This is a genomic window from Sporosarcina sp. P18a (assembly GCF_002743135.1).
Taxonomy (GTDB): Bacteria; Bacillota; Bacilli; order Bacillales_A; family Planococcaceae; genus Sporosarcina.
In genome coordinates this window covers 110,610-136,756 of record NZ_PDYQ01000003.1, presented here as the reverse complement: position 1 = coordinate 136,756, position 26,147 = coordinate 110,610, and the positions used below count along the sequence as shown (strand labels likewise).

Here is a 26,147-nt window from a genome sequence, read left to right as displayed (position 1 = left end):
TCGAAGTCACAGCGGAATTTCTGATTTTGCAAAAACTAATATTGTCTTAATGAGGGGTGAATGAGTTGACAGGTCATTTAGTTCAGTATGGTCAACATCGTCAGCGTAGAAGTTTCGCGCGAATCAAAGAAGTACTCGATTTGCCAAATTTGATTGAAATTCAAACGGCATCTTACGAGTGGTTCTTAGAAGAGGGGTTACGTGAAATGTTCCGGGATATTTCTCCTATCCAGGATTTCACAGGTAACTTGTCCTTGGAATTTATCGATTACAAACTGGGTGATCCCAAATATCCAGTAGACGAATCAAAAGAGCGCGATGTGACATATGCCGCACCACTTCGTGTAAAAGTACGTCTTCATAACCAGGAAACCGGCGATGTGAAGGAACAAGACGTTTTCATGGGAGATTTCCCGCTCATGACGGAAAATGGAACATTCATTATTAACGGAGCTGAGCGTGTTATTGTATCACAGCTCGTTCGTTCGCCAAGTGTTTACTACAATGATAAGACGGACAAAAATGGTAAGCGAGGATTTGGCGCTACTGTTATTCCGAACCGTGGAGCGTGGCTTGAGTATGAAACAGATGCAAAAGATGTAGTGCATGTCCGTATCGACCGTACTCGTAAGTTGCCAATCACTGTTTTATTGCGTGCATTAGGCTTCTCTACTGATCAAGAAATTATCGACTTAATCGGCGATAATGAATATTTACGGAATTCATTAGAAAAAGATAATACCGAGACTTCAGAAAAAGCGATGCTTGAAATCTATGAGCGACTTCGTCCAGGTGAACCACCAACACTAGACAGCGCAAGAAGTCTTTTGTATTCACGTTTCTTCGATCCAAAGCGCTATGATTTGGCGAATGTTGGGCGTTATAAAATGAATAAGAAGCTTCACTTGCAAAATCGACTGTTCAACCAAACGGCTGCTGAAACACTTGTCGACCCTGAAACAGGCGAGATTTTAGTGGAAAAGGATCAGCTAATCGACCGACGTACATTGGATAAATTACTACCATTTTTATCTCAAGGTATCAATACTGAGTCGATCGAACATGTAGGGTCTATATTGGAAGAGCCAATGGTTATTCAGACGCTAAAGATTTACGCACCGAAAAGTGAAGAAAAACAAGTAATTAATGTCATTTCTAACGCTGAAGTAGACGAGTCTATTAAACATATTACCCCTTCAGATATCGTTGCTTCTATTAGTTATTTCTTCAACCTCTTGCATGGTGTAGGAAACACAGATGATATTGACCATCTTGGTAATCGTCGTTTGCGTTCTGTTGGTGAATTACTCCAAAACCAATTCCGTATCGGTCTTTCCCGTATGGAGCGTGTGGTTAAAGAGAGAATGTCTATCAATGACACGCAATCTATAGTACCTCAACAATTGATCAATATTCGTCCTGTTATTGCATCAATTAAAGAGTTTTTCGGTAGCTCGCAGCTATCTCAGTTCATGGACCAAACAAATCCATTGGCTGAATTGACACATAAGCGTCGTTTATCTGCACTAGGACCTGGTGGTTTGACTCGTGAGCGAGCAGGAATGGAAGTTCGTGACGTTCACTACTCTCATTATGGTCGTATGTGTCCGATTGAAACGCCAGAGGGACCGAACATTGGACTGATTAACTCGTTGTCTACATTCGCGAAAGTGAATCAATTTGGTTTCATTGAGACTCCTTATCGTAAAGTAGATCCAGAAACGGGTCGCGTTACTTCACAGATTGATTATTTAACAGCAGATATTGAAGATAACTATGTAGTGGCACAAGCAAACGCGTTGCTTGAGGAAGACGGATCATTTACGAATGAAGGCGTCGTAGGACGTTTCCAAGGGGATAACACTGTATTCCGCCGTGAACAAATGGATTATATGGATGTTTCACCTAAGCAAGTTGTGTCAGCGGCTACTGCATGTATTCCTTTCCTAGAAAATGATGACTCTAACCGTGCGTTGATGGGTGCGAACATGCAACGTCAAGCAGTTCCTTTGTTAAATCCGGAAGCGCCATTTGTGGGTACAGGTATGGAGCATATTTCTGCACGTGATTCAGGAGCAGCTGTTGTTTCTAAATATCACGGTATCGTAGAACACGTAGAAGCTAAGGAGATTCGTATTCGCCGTATTGAAGAAGTGGGCGGTAAAGAAGTCAAGGGTGACCTTGTCGTTTGCCGTTTATCTAAATTCATTCGTTCGAACCAAGGAACTTGCTATAACCAACGTCCAATTGTAAAAGTTGGCGACCGTGTCAAACCGCTTGATATTCTTGCGGACGGACCATCAATGGAACAGGGAGAACTCGCGCTTGGACGTAACGTTCTAACTGCGTTCATGACATGGGATGGTTACAACTACGAAGATGCGATTATCATGAGTGAGCGTCTGGTGAAAGATGATGTGTTCACGTCTGTTCATATTGAAGAATATGAATCGGAGGCACGTGATACTAAGCTTGGGCCAGAAGAAATCACGCGTGATATTCCAAACGTCGGAGAAGATGCATTACGCAACTTGGATGACAGAGGAATTATTCGTATCGGCGCAGAAGTACGAGATGGAGATATCTTGGTCGGTAAAGTAACGCCTAAGGGAGTTACGGAATTGACTGCGGAAGAACGTCTTCTACATGCAATCTTTGGGGAAAAAGCACGTGAAGTCCGCGATACTTCATTGCGTGTCCCTCATGGAGCAGGCGGAATTGTTCTGGATGTCAAAGTCTTCAACCGTGAAGATGGCGATGAGCTATCTCCGGGAGTAAACCAGTTAGTACGAGTATATATCGTACAGAAGCGTAAAATCTCTGTTGGAGATAAGATGGCAGGACGTCACGGTAATAAGGGGGTTATTTCCCGAATCTTACCTGAGTCGGAAATGCCGTTCCTTCCAGATGGTACACCGATCGATGTTATGTTAAATCCACTAGGTGTTCCGTCACGTATGAATATCGGACAGGTTCTTGAAATGCATCTTGGTATGGCTGCGCGTAGTCTAGGTATTCACACTGCATCTCCTGTATTTGACGGTGCAAACGAAGAAGACGTTTGGGCTACAATGGAAGAAGCAGGAATGGACCGTGACGGTAAAACCATGCTATACGATGGTCGTTCAGGTGAACCATTTGATAACCGTGTATCAGTCGGCGTTATGTACTTGATCAAACTTGCCCACATGGTAGATGATAAGTTGCACGCACGATCTACTGGACCATACTCACTCGTTACACAGCAACCACTCGGCGGTAAAGCCCAGTTCGGTGGACAGCGTTTCGGGGAAATGGAAGTATGGGCGCTAGAAGCATATGGTGCCGCTTATACATTGCAAGAAATTTTAACAGTCAAATCCGATGATGTCGTAGGACGTGTGAAGACATACGAAGCGATTGTCAAAGGTGATAGCGTACCTCAACCAGGTGTACCGGAATCATTTAAAGTACTAATCAAAGAACTTCAAAGTTTAGGGTTAGATGTGAAGATGTTGACGGAAGACTTCGAAGAAATTGAGTTACGTGATTTAGACGACGAAGAAGACTTGCAACCAACTGACGCATTGAACTTGATTAAAGAAGATCAACCGATCGCCTAAAGCAGATAGTGCTGATCTGAAATGTAAATAAAACAAACAAAAATGAATAGAAGAGGGCTTCGAGCACCCTCTTCTATTTTATTCAGTAAGAAGAATGTCTTACATGAATGTACTACTACAAGTTAAGTTGACTGATAAGCCGTTATGGCGATTAGACTAAAGGGAGGTTGGCTCCTTGATAGATGTTAATAATTTTGAGTATATGAAAATTGGCCTTGCTTCACCTGACAAGATTCGTTCTTGGTCGTATGGAGAAGTAAAAAAACCTGAAACGATCAATTACCGTACATTAAAGCCTGAGAAAGACGGATTATTCTGTGAGAGAATCTTCGGTCCAACGAAAGATTGGGAATGTCACTGTGGTAAATATAAGCGAGTCCGTTATAAGGGCGTTGTTTGTGATCGTTGTGGCGTAGAGGTAACGCGTCAAAAAGTCCGTCGCGAACGAATGGGACACATTGAGCTTGCGGCACCTGTCACACATATTTGGTACTTCAAAGGAATTCCGAGCCGTATGGGCTTGATTTTGGACATGACACCACGCGCATTGGAAGAGATTATCTACTTTGCATCTTACGTAGTTGTAGAACCGGCAGATACGCCACTTGAACGCAAGCAATTGCTTTCTGAGAAAGAGTATCGCTTGTACCGTGAAAAATATGGTTCCAAATTCCAAGCTGCAATGGGAGCGGAAGCAATCGAGCAACTACTACGTGCAATCGACTTGGATAAGGAAACAGATTCGTTGAAAGAAGAGTTGAAAACAGTACAAGGTCAGCGTCGTACACGCGCAATCCGACGTCTAGAAGTCGTGGAATCTTTCCGTAACTCTGGAAACCGTCCGGAATGGATGGTACTCGAAGTACTTCCAGTCATCCCCCCTGAATTGCGTCCTATGGTACAGCTAGACGGAGGGCGTTTTGCAACATCTGACTTGAATGATCTTTATCGTAGAGTTATTAACCGGAATAACCGTCTAAAGCGTCTATTGGATTTAGGAGCACCCGGCATTATCGTCCAGAACGAGAAGCGTATGCTTCAAGAAGCGGTAGATGCACTTGTAGATAATGGCCGTCGTGGAAGACCTGTAACAGGTCCAGGAAACCGTCCATTGAAATCACTTTCTCATATGCTAAAAGGTAAGCAAGGGCGTTTCCGCCAGAACTTACTTGGTAAACGTGTAGACTATTCTGGTCGTTCGGTTATCGTAGTAGGTCCTAACTTAAAAATGTACCAATGCGGTCTGCCTAAGGAAATGGCGATCGAGCTATTTAAGCCGTTCGTTATGAAAGAATTAGTAGAACGTAACTTGGCGCATAACATCAAAAGTGCTAAACGTAAGATTGAACGTCTTCATTCCGAAGTATGGGATGTATTAGAAGACGTCATCAAAGAACACCCAGTGCTTCTTAACCGAGCACCGACACTTCACCGTCTGGGGATACAGGCGTTCGAACCGATACTGGTCGAAGGGCGTGCGATTACGTTACACCCGCTCGTATGTACAGCTTACAACGCTGACTTCGATGGTGACCAAATGGCTGTTCACGTACCACTATCCGCTGAAGCTCAAGCTGAAGCACGTCTATTGATGCTAGCTGCTCAAAACATTTTGAACCCGAAAGACGGAAAACCAGTTGTAACTCCTTCACAGGATATGGTTCTTGGAAACTATTACTTAACAGTCGAGCGAAAAAATGCGGCTGGAGAAGGTTCTGTGTTTAGTGATCCGAATGAAGCGTTAATCGCCTATCAAACAGGACATGTTCACTTACATTCCCGCATCGCGGTACAGGCTGGCAGTATTAACAACCCAACGTTTACGGATCAGCAAAATAGTCAGCTATTGTTAACGACTGTAGGTAAAATCATTTTCAATGAGATATTACCGGAAACGTTCCCGTACATCAACGAACCGACGAATCATAACTTACAGGTAGAAACACCTGACAAGTACTTCATCGACGGAACAGTAAATGTTAAGGAACACCTGCAAGAAGCAGAACTAATTACGCCGTTCAAAAAAGCAATCCTTGGGGAAATTATCGCGGAAATCTTCCGTCGCTTCCACATTACAGAAACTTCTAGAATGTTGGATAGAATGAAAAACCTAGGATTTAAATATTCTACGCGTGCTGGAATTACGATCGGTATTTCCGATATCGTGGTATTGCCGAATAAAGCAGAAATTCTTCATGAAGCACAAGAAAAAGTTGATAAAGTCACGCAGCAGTTCCGACGTGGTTTAATTACCGAAGAAGAGCGTTATGATCGTGTCATCTCTTATTGGAGCCATGCGAAGGATATCATCCAGAATAAGCTAATGGATTCATTGGATATTGAAAACCCGATCTTCATGATGAGTGACTCCGGAGCCCGTGGTAACGCATCAAACTTTACACAACTTGCTGGTATGCGTGGACTAATGGCCAACCCGGCTGGACGGATTATCGAACTTCCGATCAAATCTTCCTTCCGTGAAGGTCTGACAGTACTAGAATACTTTATCTCTACACACGGTGCACGTAAAGGTCTTGCCGATACAGCACTGAAGACTGCCGATTCAGGTTACTTGACTCGTCGTCTCGTAGACGTAGCGCAAGATGTTATCGTTCGTGAAGAAGATTGCGGAACAGACCGTGGTCTTGCAATTACTGCATTAACCGAAGGAAATGAAATGATCGAAACATTGTTTGAGCGTATTGAAGGTCGTCACACGAAGAAGACTATCAAACATCCGGAAACGGATGAAGTCATTCTTGCGAAAAACGGGTTGATTACTGCGGACATAGCGAACATAGTAATTCAAGCTGGTATCGAAGAAGTGACGATTCGTTCTGCATTTACATGTAATACGAAGCACGGCGTATGTAAAAAATGTTACGGTATCAACTTAGCCACTGGAGAAACGGTAGAAGTAGGGGAAGCTGTGGGAATCATTGCAGCGCAATCTATCGGAGAGCCAGGAACACAGTTAACGATGCGTACATTCCACACAGGTGGAGTTGCCGGAGATGATATTACGCAGGGTCTTCCACGTATTCAGGAAATTTTCGAATCTCGTAATCCGAAAGGTGTAGCGGTTATTTCTGAAATTGCAGGTACTGTTATTGAAATTGATGAAGTCCGGGAAGGTTTGAAAGAAATTACTATTGAAGGTGAAGTAGAAACACGTAAATATCCTACGTTGTACAATGCGCGCTTAAAAGTAGAAGTAGGCGATGTGGTTGAGCGTGGGCAAACTATTACTGAAGGTTCTATTGACCCTAAACAATTGATCATCGTAAAGGACGTTTCAACTGTACAAGAGTATCTGTTGAAAGAAGTTCAAAAAGTCTACCGTATGCAAGGGGTAGAGATCGGTGATAAGCATGTTGAAGTGATGGTGCGTCAAATGCTTCGTAAAGTTCGGGTAATTGAAGCAGGAGATACTGATCTTCTTCCGGGTTCATTATTGGACATCCACCAATTCTCTGAAGCGAACGAAAAGGTGTTGTTAGCAGGTAAAGTCCCAGCAACCTCACGTCCGGTAATTCTCGGAATTACGAAAGCTTCACTTGAAACAGAATCATTCTTGTCAGCCGCATCATTCCAGGAAACGACAAGAGTTCTTACAGATGCAGCTATTAAAGGTAAAACAGATGAGTTGCTAGGTCTGAAAGAAAACGTTATTATCGGGAAATTAGTCCCTGCAGGTACTGGAATGCAGAGATACCGCCAAATAAAAATGCAACACGATCAAGTAGAAGAGACTATTCCAGCTGAATAAAAATAAACGGGACATCGCTCCCGTTTATTTTCTTAAATTCGTTGACAAGTTATTGTAGAGATGATAATATACAAAAGGTTGATAGTTGTTGACCGTTAACTTTTCAGGAAGAAAAAACTCTTTCGAATAAGTACAAGGCGATAAGCAATCATCATTATAAAATAACAGTAAGCAGAGATCTCTGGAGTTACTGTCACCCGTTTTTGTGTGTGCACGCACAAAAACTTTGTTTTTACTTAAAAATGAACCACCTGGGTGTGTGGTATTATAAAAAACTTGGAAGGAGGAACAACCTGATGCCTACAATTAATCAATTAGTCCGTAAACCTCGTAAATCGAAAACGGAAAATTCTAAGTCTCCGGCTCTAGGAAAAAGCTATAACAGCTTTAAAAAGTCTATGACAAACGTGAACTCACCACAAAAAAGAGGTGTTTGTACACGTGTTGGTACTATGACTCCTAAGAAGCCGAACTCGGCGCTACGTAAGTATGCTCGTGTTCGTTTAACTAATACATTGGAAGTAAACGCATATATTCCAGGTGAAGGCCACAACTTGCAAGAACACAGTGTGGTACTAATCCGCGGAGGACGCGTAAAAGACTTACCGGGTGTTCGTTACCATATCGTACGTGGGGCACTTGATACAGCTGGTGTTACTGGCCGTATGCAAAGCCGTTCAATGTATGGAGCTAAAAAGCCCAAAGTTAAGAAGTAATACAAAACTAACAATATTGAAAGGAGGAACTAATTATGCCTCGTAAAGGTCCAGTAACAAAACGTGATGTACTACCTGATCCGATTTATAATTCCAAGCTTGTAAGCCGCCTTATCAACAAAATGATGGTAGACGGTAAAAAAGGTACTTCTCAAAAGATTCTTTATGGAGCGTTCGAAATTATTAAAGAACGTTCTGGACAAGAGCCAATCGAAGTATTCGAAGCAGCTTTAAATAATGTAATGCCAGTTCTTGAAGTGCGTGCTCGCCGCGTAGGTGGAGCTAACTATCAAGTGCCGGTTGAAGTACGCCCTGAACGTCGTTCGACTCTAGGTCTTCGTTACCTTGTGAACTATTCACGTACACGTGGAGAAAAAACAATGGAAGAACGTCTAGCGAATGAAATTCTTGATGCATCAAACAACACAGGTGCTTCTGTTAAACGCCGTGAAGAAATGCATAAAATGGCTGAAGCCAACAGAGCATTTGCTCACTATCGCTGGTAAGGTCGGATAAACAACAGCAGTAATCCGAAACGGAAGGAGATTACAAAATGGCTAGAGAGTTCTCACTAGAGAATACTCGTAACATTGGTATCATGGCTCACATTGACGCTGGTAAGACAACGACAACTGAGCGGATCCTTTTTTACACAGGTAAAATCCACAAGATTGGTGAAACGCACGAAGGTGCATCACAAATGGACTGGATGGAGCAAGAGCAAGAACGTGGAATCACGATTACTTCAGCTGCAACAACTGCAGCATGGAAAGGTCACCGCGTAAACATCATCGATACACCAGGGCACGTAGACTTCACAGTTGAAGTTGAACGTTCACTTCGCGTATTGGATGGTGCTGTAGCGGTACTTGATGCACAATCAGGTGTTGAACCACAAACAGAGACAGTTTGGCGTCAAGCGACAAACTACAAAGTACCACGTCTCGTATTCGTAAACAAAATGGATAAGACGGGTGCTGACTTCCTATATTCAGTAGGAACACTACGTGACCGCCTGCAAGCGAATGCACACCCTATTCAATTGCCAATTGGTGCGGAAGATAACTTCTCAGGAATTATCGACTTAATCGAAATGAAGGCAACTATGTATCCCAATGATCTAGGAACAGATACGACAGTGGAAGAAATTCCTGCTGAACATCTTGAACTAGCTAAAAAATACCGTGAGAGCCTAATTGAAGCTGTTGTAGATTTCGATGAAGATCTTATGGAAAAGTATCTTGGCGGTGAAGAACTTACTATAGAAGAAATTACGACAGCTATTCGTAAAGCTACGTTGGCAGTTGAATTCTATCCTGTAGTTTGTGGAACTGCTTTCAAAAACAAAGGTGTACAACTAGTACTAGATGCGGTAGTAGACTACCTACCATCACCACTTGATGTACCTCCAATGATGGGCTTCAACCCTGAGACTGAAGAAGAAGAAGTGCGTGAATCATCTGATGAAGCACCATTCTCAGCATTGGCATTTAAAGTTATGACGGATCCTTATGTAGGTAAACTTACATTCTTCCGTATTTACTCTGGTATTCTTCAAGCTGGTTCTTACGTAGCAAACTCTACAAAAGGCAAGCGCGAGCGCGTAGGACGTATTCTACAAATGCACGCAAACAGCCGTGAAGAGATTTCTGAAGTGCACGCGGGTGAAATTGCTGCTGCTGTCGGTTTGAAAGACACAACTACTGGAGACACACTATGTGATGAGAAAGCATTGATCATTCTTGAATCAATGGTATTCCCAGAGCCAGTTATCTCTGTAGCGATTGAACCGAAAACAAAAGCGGACCAGGATAAAATGGGCCAAGCTCTTGCTAAGTTGCAAGAAGAAGATCCAACATTCCGTGCACACACAGATCAAGAAACAGGAGAAGTAATCATCGCGGGTATGGGTGAACTTCACTTGGATATTATCGTCGACCGTTTACGTCGTGAATTTAAAGTGGAAGCAAACGTGGGCGCGCCACAAGTTTCTTACCGCGAAACATTCCGTCAGTCAGCTGAAGTCGAAGGTAAATTCGTTCGTCAATCAGGTGGACGTGGACAGTTCGGTCACGTATGGATTGAATTCGGTCCAAACGAAGAAGGAAAAGGATTCGAGTTCGTTAATAATATTGTTGGTGGTTCTGTTCCTCGTGAATACATCCCAGCAGTTGAAGCAGGAATTCGTGATTCATTGGATAACGGTATTTTAGCTGGATATCCTTTAATTGATGTCAAAGCACGCCTATATGACGGATCTTACCATGACGTTGACTCCAACGAGATGGCATTTAAGATTGCTGCATCAATGGCTTTGAAAAATGCTGCATCAAAATGTAATCCTGTAATTCTTGAACCAACAATGAAGGTAGAAGTTATTATTCCGGAAGAATACATGGGCGACATTATGGGTGATATTACATCACGCCGTGGCCGTGTAGAAGGTATGGAAGCTCGTGGTAACGCACAAGTAGTTCGTGCAATGGTTCCACTTGCTGAAATGTTCGGTTATGCAACTTCTCTACGTTCAAACACGCAAGGACGCGGAGTATTCTCAATGGTGTTCGATCACTATGAAGAACTTCCAAAGTCTATCGCTGAAGAAGTAATCAAGAAAAACAAAGGTGAATAATACAGTTCATCCTTGTTTCTTGTAAGCAATACTTGTAAGATGTGGATAGTCGAAGGAATACTTTCGGCTTCCATATTAAAAAACTATTTTTTTAAATAAAGGGAGGATCTCTAAAATGGGTAAAGAAAAATTTGACCGCTCCAAGGAGCACGCAAACGTAGGAACAATTGGTCACGTTGACCATGGTAAAACAACTTTGACTGCTGCAATCGCAACAGTTCTTTCTAAAGCACAAGGTGGAGAAGCAAAGTCATACGCTGACGTTGATAACGCACCTGAAGAAAAAGAGCGTGGAATTACAATCAGTACTTCACACGTTGAGTACGAAACTGACAAGCGTCACTATGCACACGTTGACTGCCCAGGTCACGCTGACTACGTTAAAAACATGATCACTGGTGCTGCACAAATGGACGGCGGAATCCTAGTAGTTTCTGCTGCTGATGGCCCAATGCCACAAACTCGTGAGCACATTCTTCTTTCACGTCAAGTAGGTGTTCCTTACCTAGTTGTCTTTATGAACAAATGTGACATGGTAGATGACGAGGAACTACTTGAATTAGTAGAAATGGAAATCCGTGAACTTCTTTCTGATTACGACTTCCCTGGCGATGATATTCCTGTAATCAAAGGATCAGCTCTTAAAGCTCTTGAAGGAGAGCCAGAGTGGGAAGAAAAAATTCTTGAACTTATGCAAGCAGTAGATGACTATATTCCAACACCAACTCGTGACACTGACAAGCCATTCATGATGCCTGTTGAGGACGTATTCTCAATCACAGGTCGCGGAACGGTAGCAACTGGCCGTGTTGAGCGTGGAGTAGTTAAAGTCGGAGATGTTGTTGACATCATCGGTCTTGCTGAAGAACCAAAAGCTACTACTGTAACTGGTGTAGAGATGTTCCGTAAACTTCTTGACTATGCAGAAGCAGGCGACAACATCGGTGCTCTTCTTCGTGGTGTATCACGTGAAGATATCGAACGTGGACAAGTTCTTGCTAAGCCAGGCACAATCACTCCACACACTCAGTTCAAATCTGAAGTTTATGTTCTATCTAAAGAAGAGGGTGGACGTCACACTCCATTCTTCTCAAACTACCGTCCTCAGTTCTACTTCCGTACAACTGACGTAACTGGTATCATTCAACTTCCTGAAGGCGTAGAAATGGTTATGCCTGGAGATAACGTTGAAATGACAGTTGAACTTATTTCTCCTATCGCGATTGAAGAAGGTACTAAATTCTCAATCCGTGAAGGTGGACGTACAGTTGGAGCTGGCGTTGTAGCAACAATTACAAAATAATTTGTTTGGATCCCGCCATTAAGGCGGGATTTTTTTGTTTTCGTCTACATGAAAGGTTAGCGGCATATATCAAAAGTAGTGTTTTGAAACGCCCTTAGGATAATGCGGAAGTAAAGTCTAGCAGCGCACTTCAAATCACGTGCAAATCATGAGGAAAGCTGATAGTATAGTAAACGGATTAAAAGTTAAATTAATTTCTTCAAAAGGGTTGCGCAATCCTTTTATATTATGTATAATGTTGAATGTTGGTCTTTGACTGCGATGAAGCGAGAGGTTACCGATACACCCGGCCGCTTTGCCATGGCGCGTGTAAGGAAAATTTTCGTGGAGAATTGTCTAGAAAATAGGCGAAAGGGAGGGAAAATAATGGCAAAACAAAAGATTCGTATTAGATTGAAAGCTTACGATCACAGAATGATCGATCAGTCAGCTGAAAAGATTGTTGAGACGGCTAAACGTTCTGGAGCTAGTGTTTCAGGTCCAATTCCGTTGCCAACTGAAAGATCAGTTTACACGGTATTGCGTGCTGTTCACGTATATAAAGATTCACGTGAGCAATTTGAAATGCGTACGCACAAACGTTTAATCGATATCGTGAATCCAACGCCACAAACGGTGGATGCACTTATGAAGCTTGATTTACCATCAGGCGTCGACATCGAAATTAAACTATAAAATATAAAAACAAACAATATTACAGGAGGTGTGACTAATGACCAAAGGAATCTTAGGAAGAAAAGTCGGAATGACGCAAGTATTTGCTGAAAACGGCGATCTAATCCCAGTAACAGTGATTGAAGCTGCTCCAAACGTTGTGCTTCAAAAGAAGACAATAGAAACAGACGGCTACGAGTCAATTCAACTAGGATTTGATGACAAACGTGAAAAGCTTTCAAACAAGCCTGAACAAGGCCATGTAGCAAAAGCTAACACTGCACCTAAGCGCTTCATTCGCGAAGTTCGCGGAGCTGACGTTAGTGCATACGAAGTTGGTCAGGAAGTCAAAGTCGATACATTCGCAGAAGGCGATGTAGTTGACATTACAGGAGTTTCAAAAGGTAAAGGATTCCAAGGTGTTATTAAGCGCCACGGTTACTCACGTGGACCAATGACTCACGGATCACGTTTCCATCGCGCGCCAGGTTCACTTGGAGCAGTTGATGCACAACGCGTATTCAAAGGAAAAAAACTACCTGGACGTACTGGTGGCAAAACAGTAACGATCCAAAACGTTGAAATCGTTCGAGTTGACGCTGAGCGCAACTTGTTATTAGTAAAAGGTAATGTTCCTGGAGCTCGTAAATCACTTGTACAAGTGAAAAGTGCTATCAAAGGAAACTGAGTAAAAAAGAAAGGAGGAAACAGGAATGCCTAAAGTATCTGTAGTAAGTCAAACAGGTTCTGCTGTCGGCGACATCGAATTAAACGATGCGATTTTTGGAATCGAGCCGAATGAAGCAGTATTATTCGAAGCAATTGTTCAACAACAAGCTTCTTTACGCCAAGGTAACCACAAGGTTAAAACTCGCGCGGAAGTAGCAGGCGGCGGTCGTAAACCATGGCGTCAAAAAGGCACAGGTCGTGCTCGTCAGGGTTCAATCAGATCACCACAATGGCGTGGAGGCGGTATCGTATTCGGTCCTTCACCACGTAGTTACAGCTATAAAATGCCTAAGAAAGTTCGTCGTTTAGCACTTCTATCTGCTCTATCTACTAAAGTAGCGGCTGAAGAGCTAATCGTTCTAGATAACTTAGCATTTGACGCACCAAAAACAAAAGGCTTTGTAAAAGTGCTTGAAGATCTATCAATCACGAAGAAAGCATTATTTGTTACAGCTGACCTAGAAGAATCAGTAGCATTGTCTGCTCGCAACATTCCAGGGATCAGCGTCGTTTCAGCGAACGGTATCAATGTTCTAGACCTAGTCGGACATGACCAGCTTGTAATGACAAAAGCAGCAATAGAAAAAGTCGAGGAGGTGCTTGGTTAATGGAAGCACGTGATATTCTGAAACGTCCGGTCATTACCGAGCGTTCTTCTGAACAAATGGAAGACTTAAGAAAATATACATTCGAAGTTGATACACGCGCGAGCAAAACTCACGTGAAACAAGCTATTGAAGAAATCTTCGGTGTTAAAGTTGAAAAAGTTAACGTTATGAACTACAAAGGTAAGTTCAAGCGTATGGGGAAACATGCTGGTTATACAAACAAGCGTCGTAAGGCAATTGTTACACTGACTACTGATTCCAAAGATATCGAACTTTTTGAAATGTAATTAACTCATAATAAATGAAGGAGGGAACACAAAATGGCGATTAAGAAGTACAAAGCTACCTCCAACGGACGTCGTAACATGACTTCTTCTGACTTTGCTGAGATTACTGCTAGCAAACCAGAAAAATCATTGCTTGAACCAGTCAAGCGTAAAGGCGGACGTAACAACCAAGGTAGAATGACAGTTCGTCACCAAGGTGGAGGACATAAGCGCCAATACCGTGTCATCGATTTCCAACGTCGGAAAGATGGCATTCCAGGACGCGTTGCTACGATCGAATACGATCCAAACCGTTCAGCAAACATCGCATTAATCAATTATGCAGATGGTGAAAAGAGATATATCCTTGCTCCTAAAGGATTGACAGTAGGTTCCACAATCATTTCAGGACCTGAAGCGGATATCCGCGTAGGAAATGCTCTACCACTAGAGAACATCCCTATGGGTTCCACAATTCACAACATTGAAATGAAGCCAGGTAAAGGCGGACAATTAGTTCGTTCTGCAGGAACTTCAGCTCAACTACTAGGACGCGAAGGCAAATACGTCATCATTCGTCTGCAATCAGGAGAAGTTCGTATGATCCTTGCTACTTGCCGTGCTACAATCGGTCAAGTTGGTAACGAGCAACACGAATTGATCAATATTGGTAAAGCAGGTCGTTCACGTTGGTTAGGCAAACGTCCAACTGTTCGTGGATCTGTAATGAACCCTAACGATCACCCACACGGTGGTGGTGAAGGCCGTACACCAATCGGTCGTCCGAGTCCTGTTACTCCATGGGGTAAACCAACTCTTGGATTCAAGACACGTACGAAGAACAATAAATCAGATAAACTTATCGTTCGCCGTCGTAAAAAATAATGTTATTGCACTGCGGTTCAGTAGATGGACCGTAGTACATACTCGGAAGGAGGTTCCAGAATGGGCCGCAGCTTGAAAAAAGGACCTTTTGCAGATGACCATTTACTAAAAAAGGTTGACGCACAAAAAGACGCAGAAAAGAAACAAGTTATTAAAACATGGTCACGCCGTTCAACAATCTTCCCGACTTTCATCGGATTGACGATTGCAGTATATGATGGACGTAAACATGTTCCTGTTTATGTAACAGAAGATATGGTAGGTCACAAACTAGGTGAATTCGTACCTACACGCACATACCGAGGCCATGGTGCCGACGATAAGAAAACAAAACGCTAATTTGAGAGGAGGTTATCCTGATGCAACAAGCTAAAGCATCTGTACGCACAGTCCGTATTGCTTCTCGCAAAGTTCGTTTGGTCGTTGATCTTATCCGCGGCAAGAATATAGGTGAAGCTATGGCTATTCTACGACTTACGCCTAAAGCGGCATCTCCAGTCGTGGAAAAATTATTGAAATCAGCAATTGCAAACGCTGAACATAACTACGAAATGGATACTGAGAACTTAATCGTCAGTGAAGTATTCGTAGATGAAGGACCAACAATGAAACGTTTCCGTCCACGTGCACAAGGTCGTGCAAGTGCGATCAACAAACGTACAAGCCACATCACATTAGTGGTATCTGAAAAGAAGGAGGGGTAATTAGTGGGCCAAAAAGTACATCCTAATGGACTACGTGTAGGCGTCATCCGTGACTGGGACTCAAAATGGTACGCGGAAAAAGATTATGCGTCCTTACTACATGAAGACTTAAAGATCCGTGAATACATCGAAAAACGTCTTGTAGAAGCATCAGTTTCAAAAGTTGAAATTGAGCGTGCTGCTAAGCGTGTTAATATTACAATCCACACTGCAAAGCCAGGTATGGTTATCGGTAAAGGTGGTTCCGAAGTAGAAACACTTCGTAAGCAACTTAACGAAATTACAGGCAAGCGTGTACACATCAACATCGTAGAAATCAAACGTGCTGATTTGGATGCAAGATTAGTTGCAGAATCAATCGCTCGTCAATTGGAAAGTCGTGTATCATTCCGTCGTGCTCAGAAACAAGCGATTCAACGTACTATTCGTTCTGGTGCAAAAGGAATTAAAACACAAGTATCTGGACGTCTCGGCGGAGCGGATATCGCTCGTGCGGAACACTACAGTGAAGGAACTGTCCCTCTTCATACATTACGTGCAGATATAGATTATGCACATGCTGAAGCTGATACTACTTATGGTAAGCTTGGCGTAAAGGTATGGATTTATCGTGGTGAAGTCCTTCCAGTAAAAGTTAAGAAGAACTCTGGGGAAGGAGGCAAATAATATGTTAATGCCTAAACGTGTAAAACATCGTCGTGTATTCCGTGGGAAAATGCGTGGTGAAACAAAAGGTGGCGCTACAGTTCAGTTTGGTGAGTATGGTCTTCAAGCTCTAGAAGCAAGTTGGATCACTAACCGTCAGATTGAATCTGCTCGTATTGCTATGACTCGTTACATGAAACGTGGCGGTAAAGTATGGATCAATATTTTCCCGCACAAACCATATACTAAAAAGCCTCTTGAAGTCCGGATGGGTTCCGGTAAAGGTGCTGTAGAAGGCTGGGTTGCAGTTGTGAAACCTGGTAGAGTAATGTTCGAAATTGCAGGTGTTTCAGAAGAGGTTGCTCGTGAGGCACTTAGACTTGCATCGCACAAACTTCCTGTAACAAGCAAGTTTGTAAAACGACAAGAAATTGGTGGTGAGTCTAATGAAAGCTAATGAAATTCGTGACTTAACAACTGCAGAGATCGAGCAAAAAGTGAAATCACTTAAAGAAGAGCTTTTCAACCTTCGCTTCCAGTTAGCGACAGGTCAATTAGAAAACACTGCACGCATCCGTGAAGTACGCAAATCGATTGCGCGCATGAAAACTGTAATACGACAAAGAGAAATCAGTGCAAATAACTGATGAAGGAGGTTGCAGCCATGACTGAGCGTAATCAGCGCAAAGTATACACAGGCCGTGTGGTTTCCGATAAAATGGATAAAACCGTTACGGTAATGGTAGAAACACACAAAAAACATTCTTTATACGGTAAGCCTGTAAAGTATTCCAAGAAACTTAAAGTTCATGATGAGCTAAACGAAGCGAAAATCGGCGATGTTGTTCGTATTATGGAAACACGTCCATTATCAGCAACTAAGCGTTTCCGTCTTCTAGAAGTCGTTGAAAAAGCGATTATCATCTAATAGGTTTTTAACTCAGATTTCGGAAGGAGGTAACCTCGATGATTCAACAGGAAAGTAGAATGAAAGTTGCTGACAACTCTGGCGCGCGCGAAGTACTTACAATTAAAGTACTAGGCGGATCAGGTCGTAAAGTAGCTAACATCGGTGACGTAGTTGTTGTTACGGTTAAGAAGGCAACACCAGGTGGCGTTGTTAAGAAGGGTGACGTTGTTAAAGCGGTCATCGTTCGTACGAAAAGTGGAGTTCGTCGTAAAGACGGTTCATACATTACATTCGATGAGAATGCTTGCGTTATTATCCGTGATGATAAAGGGCCACGTGGAACACGTATTTTCGGACCAGTTGCTCGCGAACTACGCGACAATAACTTCATGAAAATCATTTCACTTGCTCCAGAAGTTCTTTAATTCTAATGACAGAGCCAGTCAAGGAGGTGCGATAAATGCACGTTAAAAAAGGCGACAAAGTAATGGTGATCTCTGGGAAAGATAAAGGTAAAACAGGTGTGATCCTAACTGCTTATCCGAAAAAAGACCGTGTGCTAGTTGAAGGTATTAATATCGTCAAAAAACACACAAAGCCGAACCAAGAAAACCCACAAGGCGGAATTGTAAGCCAAGAGTCTACAATACACGTCTCCAACGTGATGGTAATCGATCCTAAAACAGGCGAGCCGACTCGTGTAGGTTACAAAATGGAAGACGGTAAAAAAGTACGTATTGCAAAAAAATCCGGTGAATCATTGGATAAGTAAGTATTGCATGAAGGGAGGTCCGACTGATGAGTCGTTTGAAAGAGAAGTTTTCTAAAGAAATCACACCTGCTCTAATGAGCAAGTTTGAATATACATCTGTTATGCAAGTTCCTAAAGTAGACAAAATCGTTATCAACATGGGTGTTGGTGATGCTGTCCAAAATACAAAAGCACTTGATGCAGCTGTTGAGGATCTTGCAACTATTTCAGGTCAAAAACCAGTCATTACTAAAGCGAAAAAATCTATCGCAGGATTCCGTTTACGTGAAGGAATGCCGATCGGAGCTAAAGTAACGCTTCGCGGTGAGCGCATGTATGAGTTCCTCGATAAATTAGTTACAATCTCATTACCACGTGTACGTGACTTCCGTGGCGTTTCTAAAAAAGCGTTCGACGGTCGCGGTAACTATACTCTTGGTGTGAAAGAGCAACTTATTTTCCCTGAAATTGACTTCGATAAAGTATCAAAAGTACGAGGGATGGATATCGTCATCGTGACGACAGCTAACACTGATGAAGAAGCACGTGAGTTGCTTGCACAGTGTGGCATGCCATTCCAAAAGTAAAATAATAGGGAGGCGAAAACGTGGCTAAGAAATCTATGATCGCTAAACAGAAACGTACGCCAAAGTATAAAGTACAAGAATATACACGCTGCGAACGTTGTGGCCGTCCACATTCAGTATATCGCAAATTTAAACTTTGCCGTATTTGTTTCCGCGAACTTGCATACAAGGGACAACTTCCTGGCGTCAAAAAAGCCAGCTGGTAAACCCCTAATTAGGGAAGGAGGTTAATTCAAATGACAATGAGTGATCCGATTGCAGATATGCTTACACGCATCCGTAATGCGAACATGGTTCGCCACGAGAAGCTTGAGGTACCTGCTTCAAACGTAAAGAAAGAAATCGCTGAGATCTTAAAACGAGAAGGTTTCGTTCGTGATGTGGAATACGTGGAAGATAACAAACAAGGCATCATCCGCATTTTCCTAAAATACGGTCAGGATAACGAACGCGTTATCAATGGCTTGAAACGTATTTCTAAACCAGGACTTCGTGTATATGCTAAATCAAATGAAGTTCCTAAAGTACTTAACGGCTTAGGTGTTGCACTTGTTTCTACATCAAACGGTGTATTAACAGACAAAGAAGCCCGCGCTAAACAAGTCGGCGGAGAAGTCGTCGCTTACGTTTGGTAATTAGCTACAATTGAATGGAGGTGCAATAGAATGTCCCGTATTGGTAATCGTCAGATCGAAGTCCCTGAAAACGTTACTGTAACAATTTCAGAGGAAAACTTCGCTACTGTTAAAGGTCCGAAAGGTGAACTTTCGAGACAATTAGATAAAGAAATCACGATCAATCACGAAGGCAACGTAATTACATTTACTCGTCCTTCTGAATCAAAAGCCCACCGTTCAATTCACGGTACTACACGCTCTGTACTTAATAACATGGTAGTGGGAGTATCTACAGGATTTGAACGCACACTTGAATTGGTTGGGGTTGGATATCGTGCTTCTATGCAAGGGAAAAAACTTGTATTGAACGTAGGTTACTCACACCCAGTTGAATTCACGCCAGAAGAAGGTGTAGAAGTTGAAGTTCCAGCGAACACGAAAATAATTGTTCGCGGATACAACAAAGAACACGTAGGTGCTCTTGCTTCTAACATCCGTCAAGTACGTCCACCAGAGCCGTATAAAGGCAAAGGTATCCGTTATGAAGGCGAAATCGTTCGTCGTAAAGAAGGTAAAACAGGTAAATAATACCGCCTGAGGTATTTGGAAGGAGTGACTCCGATGATCACGAAACAAGATAAAAACGCTGTCCGTAAAAAGCGTCACGCACGTGTGCGTACGAAAATCAGCGGAACTGCAGAGCGTCCACGTCTAAACGTTTACCGTTCAAACAAGCACATCTATGCACAATTGATTGATGACTTGAATGGTGTAACAATCGTTAGCGCTTCTACAAGAGATAACGATGTTGAGGCTGGTTCTACTGGCAACACTGAATCTGCAGCTAAAGTTGGCGAGCTTATTGCAAAGAAAGCTGTTGAAAAAGACGTTAAGGCGGTTGTTTTTGACCGCGGCGGATATCTTTTCCACGGCCGTGTAAAAGCATTAGCTGACGCTGCACGCGAAAATGGTCTGGAATTTTAATTAAGAGGGAGGGACATATTTCATGCGTCGTAATGATCAGAACAAAAGTGAGTTTGAAGAACGCGTAGTAACGATCAACCGCGTTGCGAAAGTTGTAAAAGGTGGACGTCGTTTCCGCTTCACTGCACTTGTCGTAGTTGGTGATAAAAACGGTCGTGTCGGTTTTGGTACTGGTAAAGCACAAGAAGTTCCAGATGCAATCCGTAAAGCAATTGAAGATGCGAAGAAAAACTTGATTGTAGTGCCAATGGTCAAAGGTACAACTCCACATGAAGTAATCGGACGCTTTGGTGCAGGACAAATCCTCATCAAACCAGCTGCTCCGGGTACTGGTGTTATCGCAGGTGGACCTGTCCGTGCGGTACTTGAACTTGCAGGCATCACGGATATTCTTTCTAAATCTCTTGGTTCAAGCACACCGATCAACATGGTACGTGCAACAATCGAAGGGTTGCAGAATTTGAAACGCGCAGAAGACATTGCCAAATTGCGTGGTAAATCCGTAGAAGAACTGTTAGGTTAAGGGGGGAAATACAATGACGAACAAACTTGAAGTCACCCTTACGAAAAGTGTTATTGGTTCAAAGCCAACACAGCGTAAAACAATTGAAGCACTAGGCCTTCGAAAGTTAAATCAAACAGTTGAGCATCAAAACAACGATGCCATCCGTGGTATGCTTACAAAAGTTAGCCACTTGGTAACCGTTAAAGAAATTTAAGTACTATTTTACAATAAGGAGGTGCCGATAAGATGAAATTACATGAGCTAAAACCAGCTGAAGGATCTCGTAAAAACCGCAAACGTGTTGGTCGTGGGATTGGATCTGGAACAGGTAAGACTTCTGGTAGAGGTCATGACGGTCAAAACGCTCGTTCAGGCGGCGGTGTACGTCTTGGTTTCGAAGGTGGACAAATTCCTCTTTTCCAACGACTTCCTAAGCGCGGGTTCACGAACATCAATCGTAAAGATTATGCCATCGTTAACCTCGATACATTAAATCGTTTCGAAGAAGGCACGGAAGTAACGCCGGAATTGCTAATTGAAACTGGTGTTGTAAGCAACGCTAAATCTGGTATCAAGATTCTGGGTAACGGAACACTTGATAAGAAGATTACAGTACGTGCTAACAAATTCTCCGCTTCTGCAAAAGAAGCAATTGAAAAAGCAGGCGGGCAAACAGAGGTGGTATAATGTTTCAGACAATCTCTAATTTCATGCGTGTGAAGGAGATCCGGTCTAAAATAATTTTCACCCTCCTAGTGCTCATCGTTTTTAGACTAGGGACATTTGTTCCGGTTCCAAACGTTGATGCAACTGCTTTACAACAATCAGATAACCAGTTTATCGGATTCTTGAACACATTCGGTGGAGGAGCATTATCCAACTTCTCGATCTTTGCAATGGGGATTATGCCGTATATCACGGCGTCCATCATTGTACAACTCTTGCAGATGGATGTTGTTCCGAAGTTTACTGAGTGGTCAAAACAAGGGGACGTCGGAAGACGAAAACTTGCACAATTCACAAGATATTTCACGATTGTTCTTGCCTTTATTCAAGCACTTGCCATGTCATTTGGTTTTAACCAAACATTTGGCGGTACACTGATTCAAGACAACAGCATATCCACTTATATCACAATTGCAATTGTATTGACTGCCGGTACAGCTTTCCTACTATGGCTTGGTGAACAAATTACTGCAAAAGGTGTTGGGAATGGTATTTCCATCATTATCTTTGCAGGGATTGTTGCCGGCATTCCAAATGCTGTTAACCAGTTGTATGTAACGCAAATTCAAGACGCTGGAGATGCACTATTTATTCGAATTGCAACGATGGTCTTATTATTGATCGTGATCGTAGCTATTGTAGTCGGGGTTATTTACTTCCAAGAAGCATTGCGGAAAATTCCGATTCAATATGCGAAGCGTGTCTCAGGACGTAATCAGTCTGTTGCAAGTCAACAAACACACTTACCTTTGAAATTGAATGCTGCAGGAGTTATCCCGGTAATCTTTGCGGTGGCATTCTTCATTACGCCACAACAAATTGCTCCGTTTTTCGGTGAAAACAGTGTAACTAAAACTATTATTCGGATCTTCGATTATACGAATCCGATCGGTATGATTTTGTATGTAACACTTATTATTGCGTTTACATATTTCTACGCATTCATTCAAGTGAATCCAGAAAATATGGCAGACAATCTGAAAAAGCAAGGTGCATATATTCCGGGAATACGCCCAGGAGCAAACACTCAAAAGTACTTAACAAGTACTCTGTATAGATTGACGTTCGTCGGCTCAATTTTCTTGGCCGTCGTAGCGGTTATGCCAATCTTCTTCATTAACTTGGCGAATTTACCTCAATCCGCTCAAATCGGTGGAACGAGCTTGCTCATCGTAGTAGGGGTCGCCCTCGAATCAATGAAGCAATTAGAATCACAGTTAGTGAAGAGACATTACAGAGGCTTTATGAAATAAAGAACAATAGCCTGACCTATTGTAAACAAATGGAGGGCAAGGACGTATGAATATCGTATTAATGGGTCTGCCTGGTGCTGGTAAAGGTACACAAGCAGACAAAATTGTCGAGAAGTACGGAATCCCTCATATTTCTACAGGCGATATGTTCCGTGCTGCCATCAAAGATGGCACGGAACTTGGAGTTAAAGCAAAATCGTTCATGGATCAAGGCGCATTAGTTCCTGATGAGGTTACCATTGGTATCGTGCGTGAGCGGTTAAGCAAAACGGATTGTGACAATGGATTCTTGCTAGATGGTTTCCCTAGAACAGTACCTCAAGCTGAAGCACTAGATGCTTTACTTAAGGACCTAGGAAAAAGCATTGAGTACGTATTGGATATCGAAGTCGATACGGAAGAATTAGTCGCAAGATTATCTGGTCGTCGGATTTGTAAAGTGTGTGGCACGTCGTATCACTTGATCTTCAACCCACCAAAGGTAGAAGATGTGTGTGATAAAGATGGCGGCGAACTTTACCAGCGTGCAGATGACAATCCGGATACTGTCATGAATCGTCTGGAAGTAAATATGAATCAGACAGCTCCTTTACTCGACTTTTATGGCGAAAAAGGTGTACTGACTAAAATTAATGGCCAACAGGACATTAATCTTGTATTCAAGGACTTGGATGCAATTTTGCAACAACGTAATAAGTAATCAATCCTTTTCGGGCACATTTTCATCATGGTTCGGAAAGTAATGGATGAAAACGATCTGCAAAAGCTTTAAGTTCCTGTTATAAGATAAATGAGAGTTTATCATTAATTCCTTGGTAGTTCCGACATGCATTCTATTGTCAATGGCAGTATAATATATAATTGGCACTGCAACGAGGGCAATAAAGGATCTCATTCGCAATTTATGCGAAACAGCGAAATGTGGCAGACGTCTTTCGAACATCACTCATGCTAACTGGACATATGTTGAAGGAAGCCTTTTGAAGGCAACTGATGCCGCTCGATGGTGAAAGCCTTTATTGGATATAGAAGGGAGACAGGATTGATGGCGAAGGACGACGTAATTGAGGTAGAAGGAACTGTTCTTGAAACGTTGCCGAATGCGATGTTTAAAGTGGAGTTAGAAAACGGACATACTGTGCTTGCACACGTGTCAGGTAAAATTCGTATGCACTTTATTCGTATTCTGCCAGGCGACAAGGTGACATTGGAACTTTCACCTTACGATTTAACACGTGGTCGTATCACATACCGTTTCAAATAAACTTTTGCACTCCCGAAATATTGAAGGAGGTTGGGTAGGATGAAAGTAAGACCATCTGTAAAACCGATCTGCGAAAAATGTAAAGTTATTCGTAGACGCGGCCGAGTAATGGTAATCTGTGAAAATCCAAAGCACAAACAAAGACAAGGCTAAAACACAAGGAGGTGCACAACTTATATGGCACGTATTGCTGGTGTAGACGTTCCGCGCGATAAGCGCGTTGTCATTTCATTGACATATATATTCGGTATTGGTAAAACAACTGCACAATCAATTTTAACTGCAGCTGACGTTTCACAAGAGACTCGCGTTCGTGATTTAACTGACGCTGAGCTGGATAAGATTCGTGAACAAATTGACGGCTTGAAAGTAGAAGGAGATCTTCGTCGTGAAACTTCTCTTAATATCAAGCGTTTGATGGAAATCGGTAGTAACCGTGGAATCCGTCACCGTCGTGGATTGCCTGTTCGTGGACAAAACACGAAAAACAATGCACGTACGCGTAAGGGTCCTAAACGCACAATGGCTAACAAGAAAAAATAATAGGTAAAGGAGGGTTCTTTCCAACATGGCACGTAAACAACAAACTCGTAAACGTCGTGTAAAAAAGAATATTGAGACTGGTATTGCACATATCCGTTCAACGTTCAATAACACTATCGTAACTATCACGGATAGCCACGGTAATGCACTTTCATGGTCTAGCGCTGGTGCACTTGGCTTTAGAGGTTCCCGTAAATCTACTCCGTTTGCTGCACAAATGGCTGCTGAAACTGCAGCAAAAACAGCAATGGAACATGGTTTGAAATCATTGGAAGTAACAGTTAAAGGGCCAGGTGCTGGTCGTGAAGCGGCTATCCGTTCACTACAGGCTGCAGGTCTTGAAGTTACTGCAATCAGAGACGTAACTCCGGTTCCGCACAATGGTTGTCGCCCGCCAAAACGTCGTCGCGTATAATCGGTTTGAATCTATTGGATTAAGAAAGACATTTTTTGTTAATACTGTTGAAATAGACTATCTATTATCAGTGAATTCAATAAGGTTAAACCAATATAGAGACGTTTTTAGGAGGGTAAATAAATGATCGAGATTGAGAAACCAAAGATTGAAACAGTAACGATCGGTGAAGATTCACAGTTCGGTAAGTTTATTATCGAACCTTTAGAGCGTGGATATGGAAATACCCTAGGGAATTCCTTGCGCCGCATTCTCTTGTCTTCATTACCAGGAGCTGCTGTGACATCTATTCAAATCGATGGTGTACTTCATGAATTCGCTACAATTGAAGGTGTCGTCGAAGACGTATCTACAGTTATTTTGAATGTGAAGAAACTAGCACTCAAAATTTACTCAGATGATGAGAAAGTTATTGAGATCGATGTGAAAGGTGAAGGCGTCGTGACGGCTGCAGACATCACACATGATAGTGATGTCGAAGTATTAAATCCAGATCTCCCGATTGCTACTCTCGGTAAAAATGGACATTTACGTATGCGTATGTATGCTGTACGTGGACGCGGATATGTTCCTTCCGATCAAAACAAACGTGAGGATCTAGCGATTGGTGTGATTCCAATTGACTCGATTTACACTCCTGTATCACGCGTTAACTTCCAAGTTGAAAACACTCGCGTCGGACAAAGTACCAACTTTGATAAGTTGACACTCGACGTATGGACAGATGGAAGCATAGGTCCTAAAGAGGCGGTATCACTTGGAGCTAAAATTCTAACAGAGCATTTAAATATATTCGTTGGTATGACTGACGAAGCACAAACTGCAGAAATCATGGTAGAAAAAGAAGAAGACCAAAAAGAAAAGGTTCTGGAAATGACGATTGAAGAACTTGATCTTTCTGTCCGATCTTATAACTGCTTGAAGCGTGCAGGCATCAATACAGTTTTAGAACTTGCTAACAAGTCCGAAGACGAAATGATGAAAGTGCGTAACTTAGGCCGTAAATCACTTGAAGAAGTGAAGGCTAAATTGGATGAGCTAAACCTTGAGTTACGCTCTGAAGAATAACTGACATATAT

34 protein-coding genes are annotated in these 26,147 nt (G+C 42.5%); all 34 read left to right on the top strand.

The window, feature by feature from the left end:
* The first annotated feature begins 56 nt into the window (after positions 1–56).
* The 34 genes from rpoB to CSV75_RS10170 all read left to right on the top strand — a co-directional run bounded on the left by rpoB (position 57) and on the right by CSV75_RS10170 (position 26,136).
* Positions 57–3,602: a DNA-directed RNA polymerase subunit beta gene (gene rpoB / locus CSV75_RS10335; RefSeq protein ID WP_199171344.1), complete on the top strand. Its 3,546-nt coding sequence runs from the start codon at positions 57–59 to the stop codon at positions 3,600–3,602.
* Positions 3,603–3,777: 175 nt separating this feature from the next.
* Entirely contained in the window at positions 3,778–7,371 is a 3,594-nt protein-coding gene (rpoC, locus tag CSV75_RS10330; protein ID WP_099675757.1) for a DNA-directed RNA polymerase subunit beta', read from the top strand.
* 296 nt (positions 7,372–7,667) lie between these two features.
* Positions 7,668–8,087: a 30S ribosomal protein S12 gene (gene rpsL / locus CSV75_RS10325; RefSeq protein ID WP_085132019.1), complete on the top strand. Its 420-nt coding sequence runs from the start codon at positions 7,668–7,670 to the stop codon at positions 8,085–8,087.
* Positions 8,088–8,122: 35 nt separating this feature from the next.
* The gene (gene rpsG, locus CSV75_RS10320; RefSeq protein WP_099630534.1) at positions 8,123–8,593 is read left to right on the top strand and encodes a 30S ribosomal protein S7; all 471 of its coding nucleotides are present in this window, start codon (positions 8,123–8,125) and stop codon (positions 8,591–8,593) included.
* A gap of 47 nt (positions 8,594–8,640) precedes the next feature.
* Positions 8,641–10,719: an elongation factor G gene (gene fusA / locus CSV75_RS10315; RefSeq protein ID WP_099635779.1), complete on the top strand. Its 2,079-nt coding sequence runs from the start codon at positions 8,641–8,643 to the stop codon at positions 10,717–10,719.
* Between the two features lie 115 nt (positions 10,720–10,834).
* Positions 10,835–12,022: an elongation factor Tu gene (tuf, locus tag CSV75_RS10310; protein ID WP_085132017.1), complete on the top strand. Its 1,188-nt coding sequence runs from the start codon at positions 10,835–10,837 to the stop codon at positions 12,020–12,022.
* A 366-nt stretch (positions 12,023–12,388) separates the two neighbouring features.
* Complete coding sequence (gene rpsJ / locus CSV75_RS10305) at positions 12,389–12,697, top strand: 30S ribosomal protein S10 (RefSeq protein ID WP_085427465.1); 309 nt, start codon at positions 12,389–12,391, stop codon at positions 12,695–12,697.
* A 37-nt stretch (positions 12,698–12,734) separates the two neighbouring features.
* Positions 12,735–13,364 (top strand): 50S ribosomal protein L3, encoded by a 630-nt coding sequence (gene rplC, locus CSV75_RS10300; protein WP_099630537.1) that lies wholly within the window; start codon positions 12,735–12,737, stop codon positions 13,362–13,364.
* 25 nt (positions 13,365–13,389) lie between these two features.
* Positions 13,390–14,013: a 50S ribosomal protein L4 gene (gene rplD / locus CSV75_RS10295; protein ID WP_099635778.1), complete on the top strand. Its 624-nt coding sequence runs from the start codon at positions 13,390–13,392 to the stop codon at positions 14,011–14,013.
* Complete coding sequence (rplW, locus tag CSV75_RS10290) at positions 14,013–14,300, top strand: 50S ribosomal protein L23 (protein ID WP_085132013.1); 288 nt, start codon at positions 14,013–14,015, stop codon at positions 14,298–14,300. Before rplD ends, rplW begins: the two co-directional genes overlap by 1 nt.
* A gap of 33 nt (positions 14,301–14,333) precedes the next feature.
* Positions 14,334–15,164 carry a 50S ribosomal protein L2 gene (rplB, locus tag CSV75_RS10285; RefSeq protein ID WP_099630539.1) on the top strand — a complete coding sequence of 277 codons (831 nt, stop codon included), beginning with the start codon at positions 14,334–14,336 and terminating at the stop codon, positions 15,162–15,164.
* 60 nt (positions 15,165–15,224) lie between these two features.
* The gene (rpsS, locus tag CSV75_RS10280; protein WP_099630540.1) at positions 15,225–15,503 is read left to right on the top strand and encodes a 30S ribosomal protein S19; all 279 of its coding nucleotides are present in this window, start codon (positions 15,225–15,227) and stop codon (positions 15,501–15,503) included.
* 20 nt (positions 15,504–15,523) lie between these two features.
* Positions 15,524–15,868: a 50S ribosomal protein L22 gene (rplV, locus tag CSV75_RS10275; protein WP_037561627.1), complete on the top strand. Its 345-nt coding sequence runs from the start codon at positions 15,524–15,526 to the stop codon at positions 15,866–15,868.
* 3 nt (positions 15,869–15,871) lie between these two features.
* The gene (gene rpsC, locus CSV75_RS10270) at positions 15,872–16,534 is read left to right on the top strand and encodes a 30S ribosomal protein S3 (RefSeq protein WP_085132010.1); all 663 of its coding nucleotides are present in this window, start codon (positions 15,872–15,874) and stop codon (positions 16,532–16,534) included.
* Between the two features lies 1 nt (position 16,535).
* The gene (gene rplP / locus CSV75_RS10265; protein WP_029053270.1) at positions 16,536–16,970 is read left to right on the top strand and encodes a 50S ribosomal protein L16; all 435 of its coding nucleotides are present in this window, start codon (positions 16,536–16,538) and stop codon (positions 16,968–16,970) included.
* Positions 16,960–17,160, top strand: a complete 201-nt coding sequence (gene rpmC / locus CSV75_RS10260) for a 50S ribosomal protein L29 (protein WP_025783856.1) — start codon at positions 16,960–16,962, stop codon at positions 17,158–17,160. Before rplP ends, rpmC begins: the two co-directional genes overlap by 11 nt.
* Positions 17,161–17,177: 17 nt before the next feature.
* On the top strand, positions 17,178–17,441 hold the full coding sequence (rpsQ, locus tag CSV75_RS10255; RefSeq protein ID WP_099675756.1) for a 30S ribosomal protein S17: 264 nt from the start codon (positions 17,178–17,180) through the stop codon (positions 17,439–17,441).
* Between the two features lie 38 nt (positions 17,442–17,479).
* A complete protein-coding gene (gene rplN / locus CSV75_RS10250) occupies positions 17,480–17,848 on the top strand; it encodes a 50S ribosomal protein L14 (protein ID WP_081243203.1) in 369 nt (122 codons plus the stop codon).
* Positions 17,849–17,883: 35 nt separating this feature from the next.
* Positions 17,884–18,195, top strand: a complete 312-nt coding sequence (gene rplX / locus CSV75_RS10245) for a 50S ribosomal protein L24 (RefSeq protein WP_029053267.1) — start codon at positions 17,884–17,886, stop codon at positions 18,193–18,195.
* Between the two features lie 26 nt (positions 18,196–18,221).
* The gene (gene rplE / locus CSV75_RS10240) at positions 18,222–18,761 is read left to right on the top strand and encodes a 50S ribosomal protein L5 (protein WP_085132008.1); all 540 of its coding nucleotides are present in this window, start codon (positions 18,222–18,224) and stop codon (positions 18,759–18,761) included.
* A gap of 20 nt (positions 18,762–18,781) precedes the next feature.
* Complete coding sequence (locus CSV75_RS10235) at positions 18,782–18,967, top strand: type Z 30S ribosomal protein S14 (RefSeq protein WP_008298870.1); 186 nt, start codon at positions 18,782–18,784, stop codon at positions 18,965–18,967.
* Positions 18,968–18,997: 30 nt separating this feature from the next.
* Positions 18,998–19,396 carry a 30S ribosomal protein S8 gene (gene rpsH / locus CSV75_RS10230; RefSeq protein ID WP_029053265.1) on the top strand — a complete coding sequence of 133 codons (399 nt, stop codon included), beginning with the start codon at positions 18,998–19,000 and terminating at the stop codon, positions 19,394–19,396.
* A 30-nt stretch (positions 19,397–19,426) separates the two neighbouring features.
* Entirely contained in the window at positions 19,427–19,966 is a 540-nt protein-coding gene (gene rplF / locus CSV75_RS10225; RefSeq protein ID WP_099630542.1) for a 50S ribosomal protein L6, read from the top strand.
* A 33-nt stretch (positions 19,967–19,999) separates the two neighbouring features.
* Positions 20,000–20,362 carry a 50S ribosomal protein L18 gene (gene rplR / locus CSV75_RS10220; RefSeq protein ID WP_029053263.1) on the top strand — a complete coding sequence of 121 codons (363 nt, stop codon included), beginning with the start codon at positions 20,000–20,002 and terminating at the stop codon, positions 20,360–20,362.
* 22 nt (positions 20,363–20,384) lie between these two features.
* Complete coding sequence (gene rpsE, locus CSV75_RS10215; protein ID WP_083034251.1) at positions 20,385–20,885, top strand: 30S ribosomal protein S5; 501 nt, start codon at positions 20,385–20,387, stop codon at positions 20,883–20,885.
* Positions 20,886–20,898: 13 nt separating this feature from the next.
* On the top strand, positions 20,899–21,081 hold the full coding sequence (gene rpmD, locus CSV75_RS10210) for a 50S ribosomal protein L30 (RefSeq protein ID WP_099635777.1): 183 nt from the start codon (positions 20,899–20,901) through the stop codon (positions 21,079–21,081).
* Positions 21,082–21,113: 32 nt separating this feature from the next.
* Positions 21,114–21,554, top strand: a complete 441-nt coding sequence (gene rplO / locus CSV75_RS10205) for a 50S ribosomal protein L15 (RefSeq protein WP_029053260.1) — start codon at positions 21,114–21,116, stop codon at positions 21,552–21,554.
* A complete protein-coding gene (gene secY, locus CSV75_RS10200; RefSeq protein ID WP_099630544.1) occupies positions 21,554–22,846 on the top strand; it encodes a preprotein translocase subunit SecY in 1,293 nt (430 codons plus the stop codon). Before rplO ends, secY begins: the two co-directional genes overlap by 1 nt.
* A gap of 46 nt (positions 22,847–22,892) precedes the next feature.
* On the top strand, positions 22,893–23,546 hold the full coding sequence (locus CSV75_RS10195) for an adenylate kinase (RefSeq protein ID WP_099630545.1): 654 nt from the start codon (positions 22,893–22,895) through the stop codon (positions 23,544–23,546).
* A gap of 345 nt (positions 23,547–23,891) precedes the next feature.
* Positions 23,892–24,110: a translation initiation factor IF-1 gene (gene infA, locus CSV75_RS10190; protein ID WP_029053257.1), complete on the top strand. Its 219-nt coding sequence runs from the start codon at positions 23,892–23,894 to the stop codon at positions 24,108–24,110.
* Positions 24,111–24,149: 39 nt separating this feature from the next.
* Positions 24,150–24,263 (top strand): 50S ribosomal protein L36, encoded by a 114-nt coding sequence (gene rpmJ / locus CSV75_RS10185; RefSeq protein WP_076758849.1) that lies wholly within the window; start codon positions 24,150–24,152, stop codon positions 24,261–24,263.
* A gap of 24 nt (positions 24,264–24,287) precedes the next feature.
* Complete coding sequence (gene rpsM / locus CSV75_RS10180) at positions 24,288–24,653, top strand: 30S ribosomal protein S13 (RefSeq protein ID WP_085132003.1); 366 nt, start codon at positions 24,288–24,290, stop codon at positions 24,651–24,653.
* A 25-nt stretch (positions 24,654–24,678) separates the two neighbouring features.
* The gene (rpsK, locus tag CSV75_RS10175) at positions 24,679–25,068 is read left to right on the top strand and encodes a 30S ribosomal protein S11 (RefSeq protein WP_009499031.1); all 390 of its coding nucleotides are present in this window, start codon (positions 24,679–24,681) and stop codon (positions 25,066–25,068) included.
* Between the two features lie 123 nt (positions 25,069–25,191).
* A complete protein-coding gene (locus CSV75_RS10170) occupies positions 25,192–26,136 on the top strand; it encodes a DNA-directed RNA polymerase subunit alpha (protein WP_029053255.1) in 945 nt (314 codons plus the stop codon).
* The last annotated feature ends 11 nt before the right edge of the window (positions 26,137–26,147 follow it).

Bases quoted from the DNA above. Each gene is read 5' to 3' on its own strand.
- rpsL (WP_085132019.1), top strand. From the start codon at position 7,668: ATGCCTACAATTAATCAATTAGTCCGTAAACCTCGTAAATCGAAAACG.
- rpsG (WP_099630534.1), top strand. From the start codon at position 8,123: ATGCCTCGTAAAGGTCCAGTAACAAAACGTGATGTACTACCTGATCCG.
- fusA (WP_099635779.1), top strand. From the start codon at position 8,641: ATGGCTAGAGAGTTCTCACTAGAGAATACTCGTAACATTGGTATCATG.
- tuf (WP_085132017.1), top strand. From the start codon at position 10,835: ATGGGTAAAGAAAAATTTGACCGCTCCAAGGAGCACGCAAACGTAGGA.
- rpsJ (WP_085427465.1), top strand. From the start codon at position 12,389: ATGGCAAAACAAAAGATTCGTATTAGATTGAAAGCTTACGATCACAGA.
- rplC (WP_099630537.1), top strand. From the start codon at position 12,735: ATGACCAAAGGAATCTTAGGAAGAAAAGTCGGAATGACGCAAGTATTT.
- rplD (WP_099635778.1), top strand. From the start codon at position 13,390: ATGCCTAAAGTATCTGTAGTAAGTCAAACAGGTTCTGCTGTCGGCGAC.
- rplW (WP_085132013.1), top strand. From the start codon at position 14,013: ATGGAAGCACGTGATATTCTGAAACGTCCGGTCATTACCGAGCGTTCT.
- rplB (WP_099630539.1), top strand. From the start codon at position 14,334: ATGGCGATTAAGAAGTACAAAGCTACCTCCAACGGACGTCGTAACATG.
- rpsS (WP_099630540.1), top strand. From the start codon at position 15,225: ATGGGCCGCAGCTTGAAAAAAGGACCTTTTGCAGATGACCATTTACTA.
- rplV (WP_037561627.1), top strand. From the start codon at position 15,524: ATGCAACAAGCTAAAGCATCTGTACGCACAGTCCGTATTGCTTCTCGC.
- rplP (WP_029053270.1), top strand. From the start codon at position 16,536: ATGTTAATGCCTAAACGTGTAAAACATCGTCGTGTATTCCGTGGGAAA.
- rpmC (WP_025783856.1), top strand. From the start codon at position 16,960: ATGAAAGCTAATGAAATTCGTGACTTAACAACTGCAGAGATCGAGCAA.
- rpsQ (WP_099675756.1), top strand. From the start codon at position 17,178: ATGACTGAGCGTAATCAGCGCAAAGTATACACAGGCCGTGTGGTTTCC.
- rplN (WP_081243203.1), top strand. From the start codon at position 17,480: ATGATTCAACAGGAAAGTAGAATGAAAGTTGCTGACAACTCTGGCGCG.
- rplX (WP_029053267.1), top strand. From the start codon at position 17,884: ATGCACGTTAAAAAAGGCGACAAAGTAATGGTGATCTCTGGGAAAGAT.
- rplE (WP_085132008.1), top strand. From the start codon at position 18,222: ATGAGTCGTTTGAAAGAGAAGTTTTCTAAAGAAATCACACCTGCTCTA.
- rpsH (WP_029053265.1), top strand. From the start codon at position 18,998: ATGACAATGAGTGATCCGATTGCAGATATGCTTACACGCATCCGTAAT.
- rplF (WP_099630542.1), top strand. From the start codon at position 19,427: ATGTCCCGTATTGGTAATCGTCAGATCGAAGTCCCTGAAAACGTTACT.
- rplR (WP_029053263.1), top strand. From the start codon at position 20,000: ATGATCACGAAACAAGATAAAAACGCTGTCCGTAAAAAGCGTCACGCA.
- rpsE (WP_083034251.1), top strand. From the start codon at position 20,385: ATGCGTCGTAATGATCAGAACAAAAGTGAGTTTGAAGAACGCGTAGTA.
- rpmD (WP_099635777.1), top strand. From the start codon at position 20,899: ATGACGAACAAACTTGAAGTCACCCTTACGAAAAGTGTTATTGGTTCA.
- rplO (WP_029053260.1), top strand. From the start codon at position 21,114: ATGAAATTACATGAGCTAAAACCAGCTGAAGGATCTCGTAAAAACCGC.
- secY (WP_099630544.1), top strand. From the start codon at position 21,554: ATGTTTCAGACAATCTCTAATTTCATGCGTGTGAAGGAGATCCGGTCT.
- CSV75_RS10195 (WP_099630545.1), top strand. From the start codon at position 22,893: ATGAATATCGTATTAATGGGTCTGCCTGGTGCTGGTAAAGGTACACAA.
- infA (WP_029053257.1), top strand. From the start codon at position 23,892: ATGGCGAAGGACGACGTAATTGAGGTAGAAGGAACTGTTCTTGAAACG.
- rpmJ (WP_076758849.1), top strand. From the start codon at position 24,150: ATGAAAGTAAGACCATCTGTAAAACCGATCTGCGAAAAATGTAAAGTT.
- rpsM (WP_085132003.1), top strand. From the start codon at position 24,288: ATGGCACGTATTGCTGGTGTAGACGTTCCGCGCGATAAGCGCGTTGTC.
- rpsK (WP_009499031.1), top strand. From the start codon at position 24,679: ATGGCACGTAAACAACAAACTCGTAAACGTCGTGTAAAAAAGAATATT.
- CSV75_RS10170 (WP_029053255.1), top strand. From the start codon at position 25,192: ATGATCGAGATTGAGAAACCAAAGATTGAAACAGTAACGATCGGTGAA.